This is a genomic window from Thermococcus sp. 101 C5 (assembly GCF_009372125.1).
GTDB classification, from domain to species: Archaea; Methanobacteriota_B; Thermococci; order Thermococcales; family Thermococcaceae; genus Thermococcus_A; species Thermococcus_A bergensis.
In genome coordinates this window covers 17,368-40,290 of the sequence record NZ_WHIZ01000010.1, presented here as the reverse complement: position 1 = coordinate 40,290, position 22,923 = coordinate 17,368, and the positions used below count along the sequence as shown (strand labels likewise).

The 22,923-nt window shown below is 45.8% G+C and carries 20 protein-coding genes; 5 read left to right on the top strand and 15 right to left on the bottom strand.

The genetic code is table 11. The features are described from left to right. Positions 1 to 234 precede the first annotated feature (234 nt). The 7 genes from GBV73_RS02645 to GBV73_RS02615 form a co-directional block, all read right to left on the bottom strand. A complete protein-coding gene (locus GBV73_RS02645) occupies positions 235 to 1,455 on the bottom strand; it encodes an iron-containing alcohol dehydrogenase (protein ID WP_216643933.1) in 1,221 nt (406 codons plus the stop codon). Positions 1,456 to 1,644: 189 nt separating this feature from the next. Next, on the bottom strand, positions 1,645 to 3,327 hold the full coding sequence (locus GBV73_RS02640; protein ID WP_152879085.1) for an ATP-dependent DNA ligase: 1,683 nt from the start codon (positions 3,325 to 3,327) through the stop codon (positions 1,645 to 1,647). A 42-nt stretch (positions 3,328 to 3,369) separates the two neighbouring features. Beyond that, complete coding sequence (locus tag GBV73_RS02635; protein WP_042697595.1) at positions 3,370 to 3,600, bottom strand: hypothetical protein; 231 nt, start codon at positions 3,598 to 3,600, stop codon at positions 3,370 to 3,372. Then, positions 3,597 to 4,511, bottom strand: coding sequence for a pantoate kinase (locus tag GBV73_RS02630; RefSeq protein WP_152879073.1), 915 nt, complete (start codon positions 4,509 to 4,511; stop codon positions 3,597 to 3,599). Before GBV73_RS02630 ends, GBV73_RS02635 begins: the two co-directional genes overlap by 4 nt. Positions 4,512 to 4,606: 95 nt before the next feature. Continuing rightward, positions 4,607 to 6,265 (bottom strand): Na+/H+ antiporter NhaC family protein, encoded by a 1,659-nt coding sequence (locus GBV73_RS02625; RefSeq protein ID WP_371716986.1) that lies wholly within the window; start codon positions 6,263 to 6,265, stop codon positions 4,607 to 4,609. A 325-nt stretch (positions 6,266 to 6,590) separates the two neighbouring features. Next, positions 6,591 to 7,178, bottom strand: coding sequence for a type-4 uracil-DNA glycosylase (gene udg, locus GBV73_RS02620; protein WP_152879071.1), 588 nt, complete (start codon positions 7,176 to 7,178; stop codon positions 6,591 to 6,593). Next, complete coding sequence (locus GBV73_RS02615; RefSeq protein WP_152879069.1) at positions 7,165 to 7,533, bottom strand: hypothetical protein; 369 nt, start codon at positions 7,531 to 7,533, stop codon at positions 7,165 to 7,167. Before GBV73_RS02615 ends, udg begins: the two co-directional genes overlap by 14 nt. A gap of 211 nt (positions 7,534 to 7,744) precedes the next feature. Here GBV73_RS02615 and tes-int point away from each other — a divergent pair, with 211 nt between their 5' ends. Together tes-int and GBV73_RS02605 are read left to right on the top strand one after the other, a co-directional pair. Continuing rightward, on the top strand, positions 7,745 to 10,861 hold the full coding sequence (gene tes-int, locus GBV73_RS02610) for a tetraether lipid synthase Tes, intein-containing (RefSeq protein ID WP_172967194.1): 3,117 nt from the start codon (positions 7,745 to 7,747) through the stop codon (positions 10,859 to 10,861). A gap of 6 nt (positions 10,862 to 10,867) precedes the next feature. Continuing rightward, positions 10,868 to 11,140, top strand: a complete 273-nt coding sequence (locus tag GBV73_RS02605) for a DUF3213 domain-containing protein (protein ID WP_152879067.1) — start codon at positions 10,868 to 10,870, stop codon at positions 11,138 to 11,140. Between the two features lie 28 nt (positions 11,141 to 11,168). On the opposite strand, the gene GBV73_RS02600 is transcribed toward GBV73_RS02605, so the two are convergent. Then, positions 11,169 to 12,662, bottom strand: coding sequence for a DUF2139 domain-containing protein (locus GBV73_RS02600; protein ID WP_152879065.1), 1,494 nt, complete (start codon positions 12,660 to 12,662; stop codon positions 11,169 to 11,171). Between the two features lie 252 nt (positions 12,663 to 12,914). On the opposite strand from GBV73_RS02600, the gene GBV73_RS02595 reads away from it, so the two are divergent. After that, positions 12,915 to 13,376, top strand: a complete 462-nt coding sequence (locus GBV73_RS02595; protein ID WP_152879063.1) for a DUF1931 family protein — start codon at positions 12,915 to 12,917, stop codon at positions 13,374 to 13,376. A gap of 77 nt (positions 13,377 to 13,453) precedes the next feature. On the opposite strand, the gene GBV73_RS02590 is transcribed toward GBV73_RS02595, so the two are convergent. Beyond that, complete coding sequence (locus GBV73_RS02590; protein ID WP_152879061.1) at positions 13,454 to 15,364, bottom strand: S9 family peptidase; 1,911 nt, start codon at positions 15,362 to 15,364, stop codon at positions 13,454 to 13,456. A 115-nt stretch (positions 15,365 to 15,479) separates the two neighbouring features. On the opposite strand from GBV73_RS02590, the gene GBV73_RS02585 reads away from it, so the two are divergent. Then, positions 15,480 to 17,921: a tRNA(Met) cytidine acetyltransferase TmcA gene (locus GBV73_RS02585; protein ID WP_152879059.1), complete on the top strand. Its 2,442-nt coding sequence runs from the start codon at positions 15,480 to 15,482 to the stop codon at positions 17,919 to 17,921. 72 nt (positions 17,922 to 17,993) lie between these two features. Here GBV73_RS02585 and GBV73_RS02580 read toward each other — a convergent pair whose 3' ends face one another. The 4 genes from GBV73_RS02580 to GBV73_RS02565 all read right to left on the bottom strand — a co-directional run bounded on the left by GBV73_RS02580 (position 17,994) and on the right by GBV73_RS02565 (position 20,936). Next, positions 17,994 to 19,307 carry an RNA-guided endonuclease TnpB family protein gene (locus tag GBV73_RS02580; protein ID WP_042697625.1) on the bottom strand — a complete coding sequence of 438 codons (1,314 nt, stop codon included), beginning with the start codon at positions 19,305 to 19,307 and terminating at the stop codon, positions 17,994 to 17,996. A gap of 104 nt (positions 19,308 to 19,411) precedes the next feature. Then, positions 19,412 to 20,167 carry a 7-carboxy-7-deazaguanine synthase QueE gene (locus GBV73_RS02575; RefSeq protein ID WP_152879055.1) on the bottom strand — a complete coding sequence of 252 codons (756 nt, stop codon included), beginning with the start codon at positions 20,165 to 20,167 and terminating at the stop codon, positions 19,412 to 19,414. Positions 20,168 to 20,177: 10 nt separating this feature from the next. Beyond that, on the bottom strand, positions 20,178 to 20,426 hold the full coding sequence (locus tag GBV73_RS02570) for a hypothetical protein (RefSeq protein ID WP_042697544.1): 249 nt from the start codon (positions 20,424 to 20,426) through the stop codon (positions 20,178 to 20,180). Positions 20,427 to 20,435: 9 nt separating this feature from the next. After that, complete coding sequence (locus GBV73_RS02565; protein ID WP_152879053.1) at positions 20,436 to 20,936, bottom strand: hypothetical protein; 501 nt, start codon at positions 20,934 to 20,936, stop codon at positions 20,436 to 20,438. Positions 20,937 to 21,114: 178 nt separating this feature from the next. Between GBV73_RS02565 and GBV73_RS02560 the strand changes: the two genes are divergently transcribed. Beyond that, the gene (locus tag GBV73_RS02560) at positions 21,115 to 21,675 is read left to right on the top strand and encodes a CBS domain-containing protein (protein ID WP_152879051.1); all 561 of its coding nucleotides are present in this window, start codon (positions 21,115 to 21,117) and stop codon (positions 21,673 to 21,675) included. A 4-nt stretch (positions 21,676 to 21,679) separates the two neighbouring features. Here GBV73_RS02560 and GBV73_RS02555 read toward each other — a convergent pair whose 3' ends face one another. Both GBV73_RS02555 and GBV73_RS02550 read right to left on the bottom strand, forming a co-directional pair. Continuing rightward, positions 21,680 to 22,219 (bottom strand): hypothetical protein, encoded by a 540-nt coding sequence (locus GBV73_RS02555; protein WP_152879049.1) that lies wholly within the window; start codon positions 22,217 to 22,219, stop codon positions 21,680 to 21,682. Positions 22,220 to 22,320: 101 nt separating this feature from the next. Then, positions 22,321 to 22,914 carry a hypothetical protein gene (locus GBV73_RS02550; protein ID WP_152879047.1) on the bottom strand — a complete coding sequence of 198 codons (594 nt, stop codon included), beginning with the start codon at positions 22,912 to 22,914 and terminating at the stop codon, positions 22,321 to 22,323. Positions 22,915 to 22,923 lie beyond the last annotated feature (9 nt).

The window sequence follows — 22,923 nt, the reverse complement described above, 5'->3', positions numbered from 1 at the left end:
TTCATGTTCCCCCTTCTTTTTCTAAAGTACTGCCAGTAACTTAAACCTGACACCCCACAGCTTATCCTAACAGTATCAGAAGGGAATACTACGGGGGCCCCTTTAGCACTACCTTTTGAAGCCATTATGCCAGAGAAGAGCTTAATCTTCTCACGTCTGACACAGATAGTATCAATCACTGGAATAAGCTCTCTATTACCCCAAATAAAAAAGTGAATAAGACAAAACAGAATTTCACTTGCTCATTGGATACAGTGAATCTCTGTAAATAGCTGCAATGGTCTCTCTAGTTGCGTCAATTGGGGCAAGTGAGAGCAACAGGCCAAGGCTTGGGGTTGTCATGGCTAATTCGGTGAGCTTGTCGATGTCGTCCTCTGTGAATCCAACATCAGTGAGCTTCTGAGTGATTCCGATGCTGAAAAGCCACTCCTCGACTTTCCTTGCGACGTACTCAGCTTCGCCTGGAACTCCCTTGGCATCTGGAACGAGTGGTCTATAGACCTCAGCGAGCACTCTAGCCGTGGCGGGGTATATGTGCTTAATGACCGCGGGCAAGAGCATCGCGAGACCGAGTCCGTGTGGGAGGTCTGGCTTCACGGCACTGAGTGGGTGTTCGAGGGCGTGGGTGAAGTGGAGCATACCGTTGTCGAAGGATATACCCGCTATTGCGGAGGCATAGAGCAGGTAGTACCTGGCTGAGAGGTTGTTGGGGTCAGCTATGGCCTTCGGGAGGTAGTCGAATATCAGCCTAGCAGTCTCTTGGGCGAGGAGTATGGAGTAGGGATTTGTGACCTTGGTGGTCGCGGCCTCGGTTATGTGGTTGAGCGCGTCAATGGTCACATAACGGGTCTGGTCGGCTGGGAGCTTGGTTGTGAGAGCCGGGTCGTCGATTGCGTAGAGTGGGTAGATGCAGTCAAAAGCTATTGCTGGCTTGTACTCTTTCTCTGGAATTGATGCCACTGCAAATCTGTCTACCTCGGTTCCCGTTCCGTGGGTGGTGTTAATTGCTATGATGGGCTTGGCCTTCATTGCAAAGAACTTTCCTTCATAGAGCTCTCTCGCGTTCTTGTCTGTGTACTCCAGCAGAATGGCGACGCTCTTGGCTGTGTCGATTGGGCTTCCACCACCGATACCAATAACAGCCTGAGCTCCGAACTCCTTGCCTAGCTCTGTGGCCTCGTCAACCATATCAACGGTCGGGTTTGGGCCGACCTTGTCGTAGTGAACATATTCGATACCGTATTCCTCAAGGGCGGGCTTGACGACATCCCAAGCACCGCACTTCTTGTATCCGCTCTTTCCGGTGACAAGGATGACCCTAGTTATGCCACGGTTTTCCTTAAGGTCTTTGGCTATGTCATAGAACTTGTTAATGGCGCCAACGCCAAAATAGTCTATGGTTCTGCAGCGAAGTTCAAACACCTGGTTTATGGGGATTTGAGACTCCCACAACATTGTACATCCCTCCAAATGTATTTATTTATATATAATTTGTGCGGAATATAAGCATTTCTTGAACATAACATGTACAACCAATGGTTTTTGACACACTCCTGAATAAAGAAGCACAAAGAAGCTTTTGTATTTGTCAACGAAAACTACAAACTCCTAAATAGGGGTCAATGGGCTAAAAAATTAAAAGGATCATTTGCCCCCTTTCATTCTTTCCTGGAGCTGATACAGTTCGGCTATCCTTTGTACAGTGTCGGCATCTTCCGGACCTTTGTCCTCTCTCAACGCAACAAATCTCGGGAACCTCAGTGCAAAACCGCTCTCGTACTTGGGGCTCTTTTGAATCTCCTGGTAGGTTACTTCTATAACCACTTTGGGCTCTATCTCCACGAACTTCCCATGCTCTTTCTTTATAAGAGGTTTAAGCATCTTGGTGAACTCTATTAGGTCTTCATCTGTGAACCCGCTCCCGACCTTACCAACCGGGACAAAGTCCCCCCTTACGGGGTCGTATGCGCCTAAAAGGAACGAGCTTAGAACTCCGCTTCTTCTTCCCTCTCCCCATTCTGCACCTATAATGACCAAATCGAGGTTTTCCATCGTTGGTTTGATCTTCAGCCACTTCTTACCCCTGTTACCAGGCTCGTAAACTGAGTCAAGCCTTTTTGCCATTAGCCCTTCATGACCAAGCTCAAGGGCCCTTTGATAGAACTCCTCAGCCTCTTCTGGATTCTTTGTTATTAAATTCTCGGCGACTTTTATCCACTCGTTCGTCTCTACAATGCTTTCTAGGGTTTTCCTCCTCTCTATGAGCTGAACGTCTATCATGCTTTCGCCGTCAATGTAAAGAACGTCGAAGAGGTTGAGCTCGAGGGGTATCTTCTCAATCATCTCTTCTATGTTGTACTTCCTTCTAAACCTCCTCAGCACATACTGGAATGGCCTTGGCCTTCCTCCTTCCCCAACGGCGACAAGTTCACCCTCTACAATGACTTTCTCCGGCTTTAGGGCATTTTTAACTCTCTCCACAACCTCGGGAATCGACTTTGTAACGTTTTCAAGGCGTCTTGAGTAAATTACAACTTTGTCCCCATCTTTGTGCACCTGAACTCTCGCACCGTCATATTTAATCTCAAACTCCGCTTCCCCGCCCATTTCTATTAATGCCTCTCTAACGTTGGCTGCCATCTGGGCGAGCATTGGCTTAATTGGCTTTCCGACTTGGATTTTTACTTTCGAAAGGCCCTCGTCTCCCTCAAGCTTTGCTATTTTAGCCACGAATCCGAAATCGCTCGTAAGCATGTAAGCCCTCTCAACAAGCTCGACCTTTACCCTAAACGCCTCTGCTATTGCATCCCTCAGCAGCCCCTCTGCAACTCCCGTTCTCATAGTCCCCAGTATTGTCCTTGCCAGATACTTTCCTTCCTCCGGAGAAGCATCCATGAAGAGATTGGCGAGGTACTTCAGCTTTCTATCTTGGCTTCCTTCGCCGGTGGTTTCGGCAACTTTAACCAGAGTGCTGTAAACCCTTTTTATTGTAAGAGGCTGAGAGAAAAAGCTTTTTTGCTTCCTCTTTTGGAGAGCAAGGGCAACGCTCTCTCCCAAATCTCCAGTATCTTTTACGGAATTTTCTATCTCATCGCTGTTTACTCCAGTGGCCATAGAAACAGCCCTTATCAGTAGCTTCTCGCCCACGCCGAGCTCTCTCTCGTCCCAATCCGGAAAGACCTTCCCAAGAATTAAATAGGGAACAATCTCCAACAGCTCTGGATCCTCAACTTTCTTTAAAAAGTCCGCCACAAATTTTGTCTTGAGGGTCTTTAAAGTTGTTTTCTCAAGTCTTTTATACAGCTCAACCAGTTCTTTGTATAGCATCCACACCACCACGTTGAAGTACCCCATAAAAGAATAAAAAGATTAGTCTCTCTGCACTAGTCTGAATTTTAAGAACTCAAAAAATACAGTCGCTGCAAAACCTCCAGCGAATACCAGGAAAGGTGAGTACCCACTTTTTTCAAAGGCAAACAAAAATGCAAATCCTCCAGCAAACCCCGACGCAATAATTCCGATTGCTCGCTGGTTGCTTTTGTTAAAGTATATTGTTAGAAGGATGAATAAAACTGAGAGAGCAAGATACAGGGGGTTCATCTTTCTCCCTCCACCCATCTTTCAACGCTGGGCCTCTGGGTGTAAACCTCGCATATGTGGTAATCGTCTATGGAAAGTTCGTCCATGATGGATTTTACTTTCTCTATTTCCTCTTCCCTCAAAAGGGCAAACAGGCTCTTGCCCAGCATGACCATTGAGGACGGCAACTTAAGTGCTTTATCAAGTTCTCTAGCAATTTCCAAAAGCTCACCTGAGAGCAAACCCGTACGTTCAGAAAACGCCCTCGCTTCCTTCATCAAAACTTCAACTTTAGGGTTGGAGAGAAGTGCATTAATGGCTTTTTCTCCTTCCTTCTCGATTAGGCGAATCACATCGCTGTCGAGCACTTCTTTTGTAGATAACCTCCCCATAGGCACTGCCAGAACTTTGTATCCCTCAAAAAAGATGTTATCCACTACTCCAATTCCGGGAGCCCCGGGTTTTGTCCTGATCTCTATCCCTCCGTGGATTTGGGCTATAACGTCTCCCAGCCCACCTTTGTGGAGAACCTCATACTTGTGGGCTATTTGAGCGGCCTGGAGAAAAGTTTTCTCTTTAAGGGCAAATCCCAAAGAGAGGGCAGTTCCGAGGGCTCCACCGGCACTGTTCCCAAAACCATATCCATTTGGAAAGTCGAAATATTGCCAGATTTCAAGCTCCCCTTCAAAATCCTTCGGGAGGATGTCATAAGCAACGGAGTAGCTGATAACTGCATCTTCTTTTTTAACGGGCTCTCCATTAAACGCTATGTGTATGTGCCTTTCCAAGCCCTCTTCCAAGCTTATAAAGACGTTGGTTCCCTTGCTTAAATTTATGCCGGCCCCAAGTGAACCAGCCAAAAGAGGCTCTTCATTGAACCTGGGGACAAAAAAAGCCGTGATGTGTGCTGGAACAAAAGCCCTTATCAACATGCTCTCACCTCCTAGAAAAGTCGATATTTGGATTTTTAAACATAAGCCTCTATGCCTAATGATACTAACATGAACAGTAAAAAGAAAGAGAAAAATCACTCTTCAACAACATACACTGGTACTTTTCCGTGTGGGATTCCATATTTCTTGCCGTACCACTCGCTGAGGACGTACCAGGCGCCAACGAGCAGCACTATGCCGAGCGGCAGGAGGACTGCCCAACTCATGACTCCGAGACCGAAGAGAATGTAGAGCACTGCACCGATTGCCGCAACCGTAATAGCATAGGGGATCTGAGTCGTAACGTGGTCTATGTGGTCTGAGCCAGAGAACATTGAACTCATGATCGTCGTATCGCTTATGGGGGAGCAGTGGTCTCCGAAGATGGAACCGGTGAAGGTAGCTCCGATGGTGGCGAAGACTATCTCGTTGACCTGTCCGTTTGTGAAGGCAAGGCTCATCTGGACGCCGAGGGGCACCATTATAGCGAAGGTTCCCCAGCTGGTTCCGGTTGTGAAGGCCACGAACATGGCCGCGAGGAACATTATGAGGGGCATCCACGGGCCGAGGTCAGCGCCGGAGCTGGTGGCGAGGTTTATCACATAGGAGCCAGTTCCCACGGTGTCGGCTGCATTGCCAAGGCTCCACGCAAGGACCAAAACTGTGTTGGCGAAGATCATCTGCTTCATTCCCCTGATTACCGTCTCCTCCCATTCTTCCAAGGTCATTCTCTTCCTTCCAAGAAGCATTATGCTGGCGACCACCACCATAACAAACGATCCCCAGAGCAGGGCCGTTGCGGCATCCGCCTCGCGGAAGGAGTCAACGAAGCTGTAGCTGATGAAGTTCACGCCGAAGGGGTTCTCAAGCTCTGTCCACCATCCGAGGTCTTGATCGTATGCTGCCAAGTTTGCAGCACCTGTGTACCAGAGACCTAGCAGAGACACTACAACGAGGGCAAGAACCGGTATGACGAAGTCCCACGGGCTACCGCCCTCTTTGGGTGCGCCAATGTCTGTCTCGGTGGTCATGAGCGGCTTTGCTCCGTCGCGAAGGACTTTGCCGGTCGTCCTGGCGCGGTACTCAGCGTGGAGCATCGGGCCGTAGTGCCTGTGGGTGTATGCCACTATGAACACGAGTATTATCGCCAGAATCGAGTAGAACCTGAAGGGAATGCTTGAGAGCCAAGCATCATAGGAGTTGTACACTACCTCGGACGCATCAAAACCTCTCCCTATCATCGCCAGCTCATAGCCAATCCACGTTGAGATTAAAGCCAGCCCGGCGACCGGTGCGGCCGTTGAATCGTCGATGTACGCCAGCATTTCCCTTGAAACCCTTGTCCTGTCCGTTACAGGGCGCATCGTGTTTCCGACTATAATGGTGTTGGTATAGTCATCGAAGAACACCAGGACACCCATGAGCCACCCAAGGACGGAGGCTCCTCTACTCGTTCTTACCCTCTTGGATAGGGCTTTTGCCAGTGCATGCACTCCACCGGACTTGTAGATGAGGCCAACGCCAGCTCCAATGAGGAAGTCGAATATGAGTATCCTGGCGTTCCAGTCATCGGTAACGCTGCCCACTATCCATTCTAGGCTCTGGGTGGTTCCGGTTATCGGGTTCCAGCCAGAGATCATTACCCCACCAATCCATATACCCGAAAACAACGCTAGTATAACTCTTTTAGACCATATCGCCAATCCAATTGCTACCAATGGGGGGAGCAAAGACAACACCCCAAAGTCTGACACAGCTTACACCTCCGTACATATTTTTCTTGAGCCCAAATTTTTCGACTTCTTTATAAATTTTTCGCAAATATTGTTGCGTTTTTGATAATATTCGAATTTTTTTATATAGCCACTAAAATTTGTCGAAATATTTTCGAATCAATATGATGTAGATTTCTGTTCTTTGTTGTATTCTAATGGTGTGCTGTGTTTAACATTATGCATTATTGCTCTTTTACCATAAAAATGCTTTCCTAACGTTTTTGGCGCTTTGTGAGAAATCACGTGAAGAATATTAGGTTGGAGAACATCAAAGCAAAAAAGATTTCGAAGTAAGATTGCAAAATTAAGATAGCTCTTTCAGCATCTCTTTCAGCTTTTTAAAATCTTTTTCCAGTTCCTCTCTAAGCTGGGGCCTATAGAGAGCAACAGCCGGATGATACATCGGCATTATGATGATCTTCCCGAAAAGTGTCTTCGCTTCAAATGTTTTTCCATGTATTTTGCTTATTGGCTCCGGCTCAAATCCAAACTTTTTAAGAATATAGGCCATTGAGTGCCTTCCCAAAGGGACTATAACTTTCGGCCGGATTACATCAATCTGCTTATCCAAGTACGGAGAGCAGGCCTTGATTTCCTCTTCCGTTGGGTCCCTGTTGTTGGGAGGCCGGCACTTTACAATGTTGGTAATGTACACTTCTTCTCTTGTTAGTCCGATACCCTCTAAAAGCTCGTCAAGGACTTTCCCTGCCCTTCCGACAAAGGGCAGGCCCTTTTGATCTTCCCAATAACCCGGGGCTTCTCCAACGAACATTATTTTGGCATCGTAGCTTCCCGAGCCGGGGACTGCGTTTGTCCTTAATTCTCCCAACGGACACTTTTTACACGTCTTTATTTTCTCTTCGAGCTTTTTCATGACTTCATTTTTTTTCATGATTAACACCCAGTCTTTCTTGGGATAAATAAGCTGTTAGGAGCTCTTTCCAGGCTGTATAGTACCCCTTTTCATAGTCGTCCCTAAACTCATGCTGAAGTATGTTCTCAAAATGTTCGAGGAGTTTTTTGGCCTTTTCATTGTCTGGGTTTCTTATAAGCTGAACTATCAGTGCATCGGTATCATTGTCACTCAATGCGGATAAAAAGCCGTTTATAGCCTTGCTGTATCCCCTACCCCACTCATCATCTCCTACTATCTTCTCAAGCTTGTCCAGATGAGCTTTCGCCTTGGAGTAGTCTCCCCTCATAAGCGCTCTGAGAAACATTTCCATTCTCATCTCTCTTGCTGGCATTCTTCACCACCATCTTATTTGGGAGTCTTGGTGTTTTTAACCGTTTCCGAGAAATCGCACATGTGAGGGAATATCCATAAATACTCTGCGGTATAGATAATAGTAGTGGCCATAATTCAGAACTTTTTGGAATACCTATGAAAGTAAATCTTCATATTTACGCAAAAGTTTTTATACTTCATATTTGTAAAAACGTGTAGAGGTGATTAGAATGGAAGAAATATCAGAGGGAGTACCAAGTGGGGAAAAGGAATTTAATGAGCTCACCAAGAAAGTTCGCGATATCATTGAGTATCCGGAAATAAGTGAGGAGGAATTTAATGAGCTTCTTACAAAAGCCAGAGGCGGTTACGGTGGGCCCCTCCCTCATAAAACCTGGTCCCTCTGCCCTGAGACCAGGAAAGTTGTCCCCGCTGTGGTCTGGGAAAAGGATGGGAAAGTGTGGATAACAAAGAAATGTCCTGAAGGTATGATAACTGATGTTTATTATGAAGATGCTGAGATGTACAAGCGTTTTGAGGAGTGGAAATATGACTTTAAGATAAAGAGTTACAACGTTGAAAACACCGGTGTCAATTGTCCTTTTGATTGTGGCCTCTGTCCAAGACACCGCTCCCATACCAACTTGCTCAATATAGTTTTGACAAACAGATGTAATTTGAGCTGCTGGTACTGCTTCCCAGGATATGAAGAGGCACTATTCAAGTTTGGTGGTGAAGTTAAGCTTGCAAAATTCGAAGAGATTGCAAAGATGTTTTCCTTTGAACATACAGTGCAGATAGGGGGATTTAGGGGAGAGTATTCAACTCCCGAGAACCTATATGTTTTAACTTACAATAATGGAAAGGCCGAATGGACAAGAGTCACAAAATTCCTCAGAAGAAAACACTCGGGAGAAATAATGGTCATAAAGACGAGAACTGGAAGGGAAATAAGAACGACGCCAGAGCATAAGTTCTTTATATATGAAAACGGAAAGATAGTAAAAAAGAGGGCTGATGAACTTAACGTCGAAGATGAGCTAATACTACTATGGAATCTTGAAACTGATGAGAGGGAAGAATTTGAAATAAACCTCTTAGAAGCTTTTAGATCATTACCAGAAGAAGAAAAGGAAAAAATATATGTCAGAGGGATATCAACGCTGGATCTTTTGCCGCTCAAAGAGGAATACGGAGATATAATTTATCACTGGAAGAAGAGTGATTCTATGCCTCTTTCGGCATTCTATAAATTGGGGATAACTGAAGGAGAGTTTAGACTCGGCAGGGATGCCACAAGTAATGAGCTTCCTTCTAAACTCAGAATAACCCCTGAATTTGCAAAGTTGATAGGATATTTTGTCTCGGATGGTAATTATAGCAACAAGGATTTGAGAATAACTGTTGGGCATAAGGATGTCGAGAAAGAAATAATTTCAATACTCAACTTCCTCAACCTTCCGTACAGCATATTGGAATGGGAAGGAAAAGCTAAGCAGATAGTTGTAGGTAGTAGGTTAATGCGGCTTGTCTTCAAGTATGTACTGGGAATCCCTGAAGGAGCACCCAATAAGAGGTTACCCAAGAATTTCCTGAACTTCCCGGTTGAAGCAAAGATAGCTCTACTTAGTGGACTCTTTAATGGAGACGGATATGTAGTAAGAGGAGACAAAGTTCTGCATATGGGATATGCAAGTGTTTCTAAAGGGCTTATTAGGGACATGCTATACTTGCTGGCCTCCTTAGGGATATTCGCGAGGGTTTACATGGTTCCAAAAGAGAAAATGAATGGGGCAAACCACGACCTCTACAAGATATATATAGCGGGAACCGACCTTGTAAAACTTGTCGAAATGCTTGATCTGAGAGAAGGGCATCGTAAAAAGTTAAATAACATAGGAGACAGAAAGCCCTCCAAAGTCAAGAAGGTTTCAGACTTTTACATTGACACAATTAGCGAGATAAAGGTTGAAAACTACGAGGGATACGTATATGACCTTGAGGTTGAGAATGAGAGCCATTCATTTGTAGCATCTGATGGAATTCTAGTAAGCAATTGTTTCTTCTATGCCAAGGAGGGTCAGCCAATTTATGAGCCCACTCTCGAGCAGATACGCATAATGCTCCGCAACGCAAAGAAGGAAGAGCCCATTGGTGCCAATGCCGTCCAGTTCACTGGAGGGGAGCCAACACTGAGGGATGACCTCATAGAGATCATAAAGATTGCAAAGGAAGAAGGGTATGACCACGTTCAGCTAAACACCGATGGAATAAGGCTCGCATTTGAGCCTGAGCTTGTAAAGAAGATTAGAGAAGCAGGTGTCAATACCTTATACTTGAGCTACGATGGAATGACCCCAAAAACAAACTGGAAGAACCACTGGGAGATTCCATTGATTTTCGAAAACGTAAGAAGAGCCGGCGGGCCGGGAATTGTTCTCGTGCCCACAACCATAAGGAACGTAAACGACCACGAACTCGGTGCCATAATCAACTTCGGTCTCAACCACCTCGACATAGTTAGAGGAGTCAACTTCCAGCCGATTTCCCTCGTGGGGAGAGTTCCAAAGAAGGAAAGACAGCGCTTTAGGATTACCATTCCCGGAGCAATAAAGAAGATAGAGGAACAGACAAACGGGGCAATAGCAAAAGAAGACTGGTATCCAATACCAACTGCTGGACACATTGCGAGGTTCTTCGAGGCTTTTGCAGGTAAGAGATACTACATGACATCACACTTTGGCTGTGGAGCTGCAACATATGTCTTCCTCGATGGGGACAGAGTGATTCCAATTTCGAGATTCCTTGATGTGGAAGGCTTTGTGGAGTTCCTCGAAAGCAAGGTTGAGGGGATAGAAAAATGGAAGACCCTTGGAAAGCTTCAGAAGCTCAAGCTTGGTGCGGAGATATTCCTCAAGTTCAAGAGCTTCTATGACGAAAAATACGCTCCAAAAAGCTTTGACGTGTTAAAGATTATAAGAGAAGCATTTACACATGGAACTTACGAGGCACTTGGCCAGTTCCACTACAAGACGCTCTTCCTCGGAATGATGCACTTCATGGATGAGTACAACTACGATGTTGAAAGGGTAGAGCGCTGTGTAATTCACTATGCAATGCCTGACGGAAGGATTGTGCCCTTCTGTACCTTCAACGTAATACCCGAACTCTATAGAGACAAAGTTCAAGCTCAATTCAGCTACACCTGGGAAGAATGGAAAAAGCTACATCCAGACTGGGAGTACAGTAAAGACAAGTACGTAAGAACCAAGAAGTTCATTGAAAAAATGAAGGAGAGTGAGCTCTATAGAAAGACCTACATCGACATAAAGAACTACTTCGGGTGATGGGGGATGATAAGGATAGATCTTAAATTCGGCAAAATAACTCCCGATGAAGCGAGGGAGATGCAGTACAAGCTTTCACTCGATGCAGCTGTCTATAGGGTCTTCCTCAACGGGTACTCCAAGTACGGGTATGTGATATTTGACGAAACAAAGCTTCCAAAAGAAAAGCTCTTGGAGATGCTTAAGCCCTTTGAGCCGGAAGTCATCAGCGAAAAGGAGCTAACCCCACAAGAGCTCATCGAAAGCAGTTTGAGCTGGAAGAATACAATTGCTGTGTGATTTCCCTACTCTAAAAATTTTAAAAAGACTAGAGGAGCTTTATTTTTATTTTTCCTGCAACATCTGGTTCTTCAAGTTTAAATGAAACTATACCGCTGAACGACGATAGGTCAATAATGTTCCTACCGCTTTTTATTCCAATAAACTCTTCATAAGCCCTCCCAGGCGGGAGGGAAAGGTCGTACTCGTATATCGTTAGCCTGTTATCCTTGCTTGAGGTTATTATTAGCTCGGCCTCTTTATATCCGTCGAGAGGTATTCCTCCAAAGGCTTTTGCTCCAAAGAGCTCACCTACTTTTGCCAGAGCGGCAGTTTTGAGGGAGATACTAAGAGCTGGAGGCTTTCTATGGATTACATCTTCGTCGAGAACAACAATATCTCTATTACCGGTATCAAACGGCGTAGCCTCTAAGGCTCCCGTATTAGGGGTGGTGTTTGTTCCTAAGAGTATTTTTCCAAAGGCTTTCTCTATGCTGGTTATCCTTGCACCAAAAACGCCCACCACCTTAACCATTGGAGGAGCCACATAAAGGAGCAAAGAGGGAGCATTTATGGTGTTTGTAAACTCTGCCATAACCCTACTTCCCTCATTCATTGGCCTGTAGATCGCATCATGATGGGCATTGTAAGCTATCAGTATCCCTCCTCCTATTGGGAGAGCGTTTGTTCTCATAGGGGCATAGAAGCTTGGAAAGTCCAGCAACCTAAAGAATGTCATCTCCTCACCGTTAAGGGGATTGCCCACAAACATTCCTCCCCTCACGAAGGCAAAAACTCTGTTGTATGCGCTTTCCATGTCACCTAAAACTGGCCTCACAGGAGGATTTCCGTCTACAGAGCTCACAGCTACTGGAAAAGCTTCCCATTTTCTTGTAATTAGATCAAATGCATGCAGCTCTCTCACTCCCCAATCAAAGTTCTTTCCAACCCCGAAGAAGACGGTGTCGTGGACAAGAGCCCCCTTAAGGCTGGGATTTTCATTTAGGGGCTTTGCCTTCCCGGTTTTTCTGTCAAGTTCGTATATGCCGAGGTGTGCATGCCCATCTTCCCTTGCTATAAGGAGCTTGTCTTCGTAGGGGTCGTATATTATGTCGCTCACTTCTCCCGCCCAATCCGTCTTGTGGTGGATGGAATCTTTCCACAAAAGCCTTACTTTGTCGTTTTCCGTATCGTATTCGTGAACGTGAGAGTATTTGTTGACAAAGCTTATTGTCGACTTTTCGTTCTTACCTTCATAAACCGCTGGAGCATGAACCCAGCCGCCAAAGTAGATGAACTCATCAACGGTCTCAACCGAATTGTAGGTGTCTCCTCCAGAAGTCGGAGCATCGCCGACGAGGTCGAACTCGTACACCTTTTTTGAGTCCTCCCGTAGGAAGTGGGCTTGGGCTTCAAATGCCACTGTGAAGTACAAAACACCATTGTGGTATCTCAAACCGAATATTCCGCCACTGCCCCACTCGGGACCATAACGGGGTGGGAATCTGTTCAGATGCTTTAGGATTTTCACGAATATCACCATATTAAAAGTTGTATCCCCTAGGATTTAAAACATTGTGCAAGTCAGGAGAAAACTGCTATCCTCTTCTGAATGGAAAAATTGGAGAGAGCCTTGTGGTAGATGCGACTATCAGAGGATTTTAGGTAAGCAGTGCGATTTTTCTTTAATTCTTTATGTTTTTACATGGAGTGCTCCAATAAGTCTGGAGAAAAATTTAAATACCTTTAGTTACTAAATATATATCGAGAGCAAAAGGAGAAAGGAGGTGAGAAGATGGTGGAGATGATAATACCCTACCCGCAGCTCCAGAAGATTCTGGAGAGAACATGTGAACTAGCTCTAGCCAAGCCAAGAGCGGAGGAAATGATGGATATAGTGGAGAAGAAGCTTGCTGACCTCTTTGAAGTTGCCTATGAAAATGCAATAGCTGAGGGGAGCGACACAATAAAGCTCAGACACTTGCCGCTCACGAAAGGCTTCAAGAACTCAATGAACCTCTTCAGAGCTGTTATTGAAAGCGAAAAAGTGGAGATCGAGCCAATAAGAAAGTTCGTGCTTGCAAGCATACCTGCTGAAATGCCTCTGGAGGAAGATGTGATTAACGAGCTCCCGATAATAGCCGGGACGCTCTTCGTCCTCATCGGAAGGGTTATCAAAGCCCTCCACCCGGAGATCAAGAACGTCTACCCCGAGCACATTGAAGAGGCCAAGAAGGTTCTGGACTACACGCTGTGAACCCCAGCGGGTTTCTTTCTATTTTCTCGCTTCTTTTGTGTGCGCTTTTCAAGAGAAAAGAAAAGAGAACCGCAGGTTTACTTCTTCAGCCACCTCTCCATCCACTCCACTATTAACTCAAGCCTCTTCATTCTGTGCTTGGGCTTTCCTTTTCTTGAGAGGTCGTGGTTTTCGCCCGGAAAGATTGCGAGCTCAACTGTTTTTCCAAGGTACTTCAAAGCCGTGAAAAACTGCAGAGCCTCTGGCAGCCAGCAGCGGTAATCTTCCATGCTGTGGATTATGAGGAGCGGCGTTTCCACGTTGGGCGCGTACTTTAGGGGGCTCTTTTCCCAGTAACCTTCGGTGTTGCTCCAGGGGTCGCCGCCGATCTGGTCAGGGGCGAAGTAGTAGCCGATGTCTGTCGTGCCGAAGAAGCTCACCCAGTTCGAGATGGAGCGCTGGGTCACAGCAGCCCTGAACCTCTTCGTGTGGCCGACTATCCAGTTCGTCATGAAGCCGCCGTAGGAGCCGCCGGTGACGCCTATCCTCTCTCCATCTATGAAGTCGAACCTCTTTATCGCCTCATCAACCACTTCCATTATGTCCTGATAATCTCTCTCACCGTAGTGCTCCCTTATGTCAGCAAACTCCTCTCCGTAGCCGTCGCTTCCCCTTGGATTGGAGAATATTACGACAAAGCCTCTGGCAGTTAAAACATGGAACTCATGCATGAACGAGTAGCCGTAGGCCGTCTTCGGCCCGCCGTGGATTTCGAGAACTGCCGGGTACTTCTTGCCCTCCTCAAAATCAACGGGCTTCATAATCCATGCATCTATCTCAACGCCGTCGCTCGCTTTGACTTTGAAGTGCTCCGGCTTAGAGAGCTTGTACTCCCTTATCCATGCATTGAAGTCTGTGACTTTCCTCTCCTTCCCATCTTTGAGGATGTAAAGCTCCGTCGGGGTTGTTGCATCCTGAGCAATGAAAGCTATGTAGTCTCCGATGCCAAAGCTCTCAACATTTCTATCTCCGCCGATGACACGCTCTATCTCTCCATCGAGGTTAACTCTGAAGAGGTTTGCCCTTGGGCCGTCTGTGGCTATGTAATAAACCCAGCCGTCCTTATAAACAAGTGGGTTCCGAGAGGGGCCTCTCACATCGCAGTTGAGAGAGTTATAAGCCGAGCGGTCAAGCTTTGCCGTGAGCTTTTTGGCCTCTTTCGTCTCGGGATTGAAGTGATAGATGTGTGTGTTCGTTGGAATGCCTCTCTCAAGCGTGCTCATTCTAAGTATAAAAGTGCCGTCTTCAAGAGGGACAAAATCCCCAATGCGCCATTTTGACTCGGTCAGCTTTTCAACCTTCTTGCTCTTAAGATCAACAACAAAAAGATCGCTTATCATGGGCTTCTTTTCCCTATCCTCCTGGGCAACAAAGTAGATCTTGCTTCCATCTTTGCTCCACTTTAGGGTTTGAATGTTAAGGTTTCCTCTCGTCAGCTTTCTCTTTTTCCCGCTCTCGACATCGACAAGATAGATGTGGTTCCGCTTTCCATAAACCCAGCCAACACCGTTGAACCAGAAGGGGATTTCCTTGATTATGTGCACGTCGTCCTTTTTCTTTTTTCTCTCGATCTCCAATGGGGTTATGACGGCGAGTGTTTTGCCGTCAGGTGAAAACTCGTAGTCATTTATTCCAAATTTAAACTTCGTGAGAAGCTTTGCCTCTCCTCCCGCGGTTGGGATTAAGTAAAGCTCAGCCTCCTTGCTTTCCTTGTGCCTTTTGGATGTGAAAGCTATGAACTTACCATCTGGCGAAAAGCGCGGATTCGAGTCTTTTGGTCCAGAGGTGAACTGTTTAACGTTCCTTCCATCGTAGATGTAAATTTTCGAGAAATAGTCGTCTTTTTCTACACTGATTTCGCTTACCGTAAAGGCGACTTTTCTTCTGTATACATCAAGTCCACCGACAAGCTTAAACTTCCCCAAGTCTTTGATATCAATCCTTTTCATTAAGACCACCATATTAAGTATGCCCTTTTCGTATAAAAGCTTAGCGTTTAAATTGGTATCTTAATGAAGTATAGGTTTTTAAACATCCCGGCTTTTTCATTTGTGGGGATGAAAAATGACCGTGAAAGTGAGATTCGACAAAGAAGTGAGAGACTACGCTAAAAGCGAGGGTGTTAAAGATTCAACCCTAAAGCTCACCGAAACCGCTCTCGCTGAGGCCATTGAAGAATTTCACAGAAGAATGATAGTTCTACCTGGAGAGACCATGAAAAAAGCCACTTTGGCTGGAATTCTTGCCGGGGCTTCTGCTAAAATAATATCCTCGATTCTTGAAGAGCTTATGGAGAAAAAGCTCAGGGACGAGAGCGAGGATAAGGTGGAAGTTCTTTACGCAACCGATGCCCTTGGACAGGAAACTTTTGGAAGAAAGAGGTATGAAGAATTTAGGAAGCATTTTGACGTTCTTGCTGGAGAAAATGTAAACGTTACGGCTATAACTTTTAAATACACACACGAGATTCTCGGAAGAACTTATGACCTGCTTGTTCTTGATCTCAGCTATGATTTCTCCCCTAACGACCTCGGTAGGATAATAGAGACCGTGAGGGGTGGCGGGCTGATATTTATTCTTGCCAACCCGTTTGAAAAGTGGAAAAACATGTGGACAGGCTTTCACAAGAGCCTCGTTACTCCCCCTTACACCATAGACGATGTGAAAAAGAGGTTTAACAGGAGACTCATCAGAAAGTTCGAAGAGCACGAAGGAATTTACATTCTAAACGCCGAAAACCAGAAAATTCTAAAGGGTCCTGAAAACGAGAAGAGTCAGGCAAAGCTTCCCGAAAGGGAAAAAATCGAGATACCGGAGGAAACAAAATTCCCGAGAGAGCTCTATGAGCTCTGCCTCACAAACGGCCAGGTTGAAGTTCTTAAAGCCCTCGAAGAGCTAATAGAAAACGACGGAATGGTCGTTCTAACGGCCGATAGGGGAAGAGGAAAGAGTGTCAGCGTTGGTATAGGTTCTGTTGGTCTTGCGGTGAAATCAAAGAAAAAGCGTGTGAGGATCGTTGTCACGGCCCCAGAGCTCGAAAACGTGCAAAGCTTATTCCGCTTTGCAAAGAAAAGCCTCCAGAAGCTCGGCTACAAACCCAAGGTTATAGAGGAGCATGGTCTCATAAAGGAGATATACGCCAAGGGAATTGGGATCAGGTACTATCCCCCCACCCAAGGGTATAAAATGAACGCAGACGTTTATGTAATTGATGAAGCCGCTGGAATTCACGTCCCAATCCTCCACAAATACCTCCAAAAGCCCAAAGTTATATACTCATCCACAATCCACGGATATGAGGGAGCGGGAAGGGGGTTCTCTGTCAAGTTCCTAAAGAAGGCCAAGGAGAAGAGGGAGTTCAAGGAGATACACCTCTCGGTGCCGATTAGATATGAGAGCAACGACCCGATTGAGAGGTGGCTCTTTGACGTCCTCCTGCTGGATGCCGAGCCTGTGGAGCTAACTGAAGAGGACTACGAGCTCATTAAGAAAAAGGACGTTTACTTCGAAAAGCCAGACCTTGATGACTGGTTTGAAAACGATAGGGAAGATTTGAGGCACTTCGTTGGTATTTACGTTCTTGCTCACTACCGGAACAGGCCAAGCGATGTAGCACTTCTGGCGGATGCACCACACCACGAAGCGAGAGTTTTGAGGCTCAAAAACGGGAAGATAGTCTGTGCTGTACAGATAGCTAAAGAAGGAGGAATTCCGAAGAAGGACATAGACAGGATGGCCAAGGGATACAAGCCGAGGGGGAACATAATTCCCGACATGATGGTAAAGCACCACTACGCAAAGGAATTCGCAAGGTTAAAGGGCTACAGAGTGGTTAGAATAGCCACCCACCCAGATGCTATGGATATGGGCCTTGGGAGTAAGGCGCTTGAGCTGTTAATTCAGGAAGCTGATAGGGAAGGTCTTGACTGGGTTGGAAGCGGGTTTGGTGCGAGTGAGGAGCTCATAAGGTTCTGGATAAGAAACGGGTTTGCGGTAGTGCATCTAAGCCCCTCGAGGAATCCCGTAAGCGGAGAATACACTGCAATAGTGATAAAGCCAATAAGCAAAAAAGCCAGGGAGATAGTAAGGAAAGCCAACGACGAGTTCAGAATCAGGCTTACGGAGTGGCTTGGTGACACGCATAGAGATCTAGAGCCCGAGATAGCGAGGTGGCTCTTTGAAACGCCGTTTGGAGAGAGTGTCAATTATCCGATAACTCTCACTGATGTCCAGAAAAAGAGGCTTGAAATGTTCGTTGGAAAGATTCTAACCTACGATACCGTCTTGGATGCGGTGAAGCCGATAGTGAAGTTGTACTTCCTTGACGGCTGGATGAAGCCATACCTCGACGAAAGGCAGATACACCTCCTCATCTACCGTGTTCTTCAAGCACATACGTGGGAAGAAACTGCTAAGTTCATCGACAGAAGCCCGATGTTCACGATGATAGAAGTAAGGGACATAATAAGGGGGCTCTGGTACTACTACAAGCACATACTCAAGTAGGCTCAGCTTCGTCGATCCCGGGCATCAATACCCCAAAGGCCAATCTACCTGACCTCCTTCCCGCCGTGAGGGTTAACCCCTCGCCAATGACGGGAAGGTTTGAGGGGTCTTCACCAGAACCCGAATCGAATCGAGTTCCTCAAACCCCTCTGGGACGGCCTTGCCCCGATTACCCCTACCCGCCGTCAAATCCGGCAGGCTCGGGGTTATGGTTTTTACAGCCTTTCTTAAGATGTTGAACGCTCCAACCAAGTCTGCATTCATTACAATGCCCTCCCTGTGGCACTTAAACAAACCTCTAACAAAGCGAGCGTTCTTATGGCGTTGGCCACAGAGAGGGCAGGTTTGAGAAGTGAAAGCCTCATTCACGACAATAACGGAAATACCATACTCTTCCGAGACTTCCCTCAAGCGTTTAAGAAGATAATTAAACCTCCAAATGTGAGAGAGGAGGTAATTCTGCCTTCTACCCTTATCAGAGTTCCTACTGATGCCCTTAGGATAGCCAACCACAATTCTGGAAACACCCATTTGGTGGAGTTTCTCAATAGTTTGCCTAACGGCAGTGTTGATGTAGTGTTTTGTCTGAAGTTTTGCTTTTTGGTGCATTCTTGAGAGCTTTTTACTCCTCTTACAGCCCGAACTGTTGAGTTTGGACTGGTAATCGGCTATCTTCTTCCGCCAGTAGAAGGCTATTGACTTGAGAGGTCTTCCGTTCACCAAAAAACTTTCCCCGCTTTCCACGTAAATGGCCATCAAATTGTTTACCCCAAGGTCTATGCCAGCGGAAAGGTTGCCCAAGGACTCTCTCGGGAGTTTTTCCCAGTTTTCACTGTAAAGTCTTTCTTCTACTGTATAACTAATGTGAGCATACCACTTTTTCCTAACAGAGTCGTACTGGATTTCTAAGCGTCCTTGTTTACCCTTCAAGTGTATTCTCCCCTTGAACTGTATTTTAAGCCTTCCAAACTTTCCGAGTCTCCTAAATTCTAAAACATTCTCCTCAATCCGGTACTGGTCGTTTCTCAACGGGATTATGAAGAGTTTTTTACCGTTTTCTTCTCTGATGAAAGTTGGTGGTTTTGGTTTGAACCATTCAGGAAGCTCACCGTTCTTTTTCTTTTTCAACAGGATAAAGAAACTTCTCCAAGCCTCAGCATTTTTCCTAGCCAGAGTTTGGACGGTAGAACCGCCAATCCAATCTTTGAACTGATAATAAGCTTCCTGTTGAGTTCCGAGAAAGTCTATTTTTCCGAATTCTTTGAACTGTTTTAGCCTATCATAGTTGAGCTTGTTCCAAATTAGAGCGGTAGCGTGGGCTAACTCGAATAGAACTTTCTCTTGCCCTTTTGAAGGTTGGAGCTTCACCGTCACTGTTCTTTTTATCATCATCTGTAGTATTATTTTTAGGCTTTAAAATAGTTTCGCTCTACTGCTTGTGAGATTAATTCCCAAACCCACTATCCACTCCAAATCCCTAAAAATCCATCTCAAAGGACGTTTAGATACTTATGCACCTGAAAGCTTAAACCAACGTTTTCTTTTCCCATTATCTTTGCAGCGATGTTGTAAAGTCTCATAAGCTGGTGTTGGGAAATATCAATCGGCTCTTTGGGCTGTATGGCAAGGGGAGCAATGTCTTTCAAAAGTTCGGCGTACCATCTCACGTTTTCTTCCTTTGTGTCTTTTGTGACCACAAGCTTCACATAGGTCTTTGCTCCAGCGTTCTTTAATATTTTAGTGCTCTCTACCTCCCTGAGCACAAGCTCTTTCCAATTTTCGGCGGCTTTTGCAGTCTCGTCTTTTATATCAACGCTCGCGTAGTCTACAAGGTGGGCAAGCTCCTTAATCTTTTCAGGCCTGCTACCATTGGTCTCTAGGAAGTTTTTAAATCCGAGCTCGTGCATTCTCTCCATGAGCGCGTGAAGGCTTTTTGTTTGCAGAGTTGGCTCTCCGCCGGTGTAGCTTATTGAGTGTACATCCCCCGTGTCCAGCTTTAAGATGACATTAACGACTTCCTCAAGCTTTGCGGGATTTGGCTTGTAGCCAAACTTTCCAGTAAACGGCTCCACCTCGTAGCGCCACTTTGGAACTTTAGATGCAATTAGGTAGTTTACGGAATCACACCAGATGCATCTGAGGTCACAGCCCGCAAATCTCACAAAAATCTGCCTTCTGCCGAAGGCACTTCCTTCTACGCTTCCTCCCTCTCCCTGCCAGCTGTTGAAGATTTCAGCCAAGAACATAAGGATCACCTTAAAGCTCTATCCCTTTCACCTTATCGCTTACATACCCTTCGAGTATTTCAATCCTGACGCTTCTGCTCTCGCCGGTCAAGTCGGCAATAAGTTCTACCCCCTTAGCATAGTCCCAAAGTCGTCTTTTTGCTTCTTCGTCAATCGCCTCACACATAATGATGATTTCTCTTGGGTCCTCTCTGCTCGCTATTTCTATAACCTTCATGGCATCGCTGACGGTAAAGAGCCCCTTTTTCTTAAACAGCATTTCCCTCACCTACACGTACTTCATCAAAAGGGAAACCGCCTCTTCCAGAACATGTCTGTCTTCAGCGTCCACAACGTGCTCCAGATAATAGAGGCCCTTTATGTTGAGGATTATGTAGGCTTCATTTCTGTCCAAACCGAGGTCGTAGGCTTCATAGTAAACCATCTCCTCTCCCAGAGCCTCGTTGAGCATCTCAATAAAGTAGTTTATCTCATCCGTTGTTAGGTCGTCCCATTTGCTCTCCATCTCGTCGAAGTATCTCTCAAGGGTTCTCAGGGTTTCCAAGTCTACTTTAAGTGTGCCCTCCACATAGGGGAACTCGCCGACCCTGAAAATCTTCACGCCTTCTTCGTCCCTTATGCCCACATAGTCCCAGAGGAGAACTCCCTCTATGACATTGACACCATACCTGCTCGCGAGATATGTAAACCTCTCCATAGCCTCTTCCATATCCTCCAAGAACTCCTCTTCATTAGTGAATCTAACAATCTTACTTATCGTTCCAGCCATACTTCACACCTTGAAGGTTCATCAACCCCTAAGGGTTATAAGCCTTTAGGACTAGTATCCATCGCCCGAGGAGTATTGGGTTGCGATGACCTCGGGACCCCCAGGGGGGCGACATCCCTAACGCCCCCCTATTAAAGTTTTTAAAAACTTTGACTGCATTGATAACTGGTGGTTATTTATGGTTATCATTCCCAAGCCCATCGACCCACGAGAAATAAAAAAGCTTAGAAAGGAACTTGGCATAACGCAAGAAGAGCTCGCGGAAAAAGCGGGAGTTACACAGGCTTATATAGCAAAGCTTGAAAGCGGTAAAGTCGATCCCAGATTATCTACTTTCAACCGAATTCTCCAAGCGTTAGCCGAATGTAAAAAGGTTCGATTTGTAGCCAGGGAAATAATGTCTTCCCCCATAATAGCCGTCAAACCCTACGAGACTGTTGAAGATGTTGTTAAGTTGATGAACGAACACAACATTTCTCAGGTTCCCGTGATAGCAGGCAACAAAGTAGTCGGTTCTGTTACAGAAAAGACTCTCATCAGGAAAAGCTTTGAGTATGAAGATCTGCTTTCAAAGAAGGTCATGGAGATCATGGACGAGCCGTTTCCGATAATAAATGAAGACGAAAGCATTGAAGTCGTAAAGTTTCTCCTTGAGGAGCATCCTGCTGTCATAGTCCAGAACAGAGAAGGCAAACCCGTGGGAATAATAACCCGCTCAGATCTGTTTAAAATAAAATAAGAGGCTAGCCCAAAGAGGGCACAAGGCTAACCTCGAAGAGAAGTTCTCCAGTTGTTGCATTGTAAATCTCAACACTCCAGTGAACAACGTATGCATTGTCCGGGAAGGGATAGCCTAACTCGTTGGCTGGAACTGCTCCCTTTTCTTCGTATTTTTCAGGATTGTTTAATATCATAACTTTGGAGTACTCTTCCACGCGATACTTAGCCTCTGGAACGGTATCCGGGTTTCCCCAGTAGACAAGTGAACCCTCATCATGTCCAAAAAATCCTGCAGAGATGTTGATGTTGTTGGTATACCATGTGAAGTGAACGGTAAGCCAAGCCCCTTCTGGGCTTCCCTCTCCAAATGGGAAGTTCCAGTCCTTCGACCACTTAACAACCATCCAGGTGCTCTGAGGTACTGGGGTAAAGCCCAAGTAACCTTCTTCCCATCCCGTGTAAGTCCTTGCTTTGGGATTTATCTCGTTTGGAGCTGCGGCAATAATTTGAGCATATGCCCCAAGCAGAAGCATCAAAATTCCGAAGGCCAATGCCTTTTTCATTAAACCACCCCAATAGATTTTAGTAATGGCAATTTGGCATTAAAACTATTAAAGGTTTTTCCAGAAATATTTTGAAAAAACTAAAGAAAGAACAGAAGGCATCAGAATATTGGTCTTCCAAGTCCTTTTGGAGAGGCTGAGCAGAGGTCAAAAGTTGCAATTAGCTCTCCTGTTTCTGCGTCGTAAACTTTAATTGTGTCCTGGAAAACAACGTACTTTGGAACACCGCTTTGGTAGTCACCCCATCCCGCAGAGTATGCTCCACCTGCCTCATATATTGCCCAGGCTTCAGGGTCATTGCTTACCTTCATAATTTTCATGAACTCCTCTATCCTGTATTTTGCTTCTGGCTGAGTATTCTCATCCCATTGAACTCTTGTATCCCATCCATACCACGTGTCTTCATCGTAATCGTTGCTGTACCAAATCCAGTGATTGGTGACCCAGGCTCCGACCGGCTCATCTTCCATTGGTATCCAGTCCTTTGACCACTTCATGATGAGCCATGCGTCCCCCGTACCTAGTACCCATCCGCCTTCAATGTTTCTGTCGTAATATCCGTACCAGCCGTTGAAGAGCCTTGCATTGTAGTTATAGCCGTATTCGTCGAATCCTACCTGCTCAGGTTTTGCTAATACTAGGGGCATGCTAACAAAAACCAAAAATACTGCAAACACACATATTGCTTTCTTCATATCTTTCCC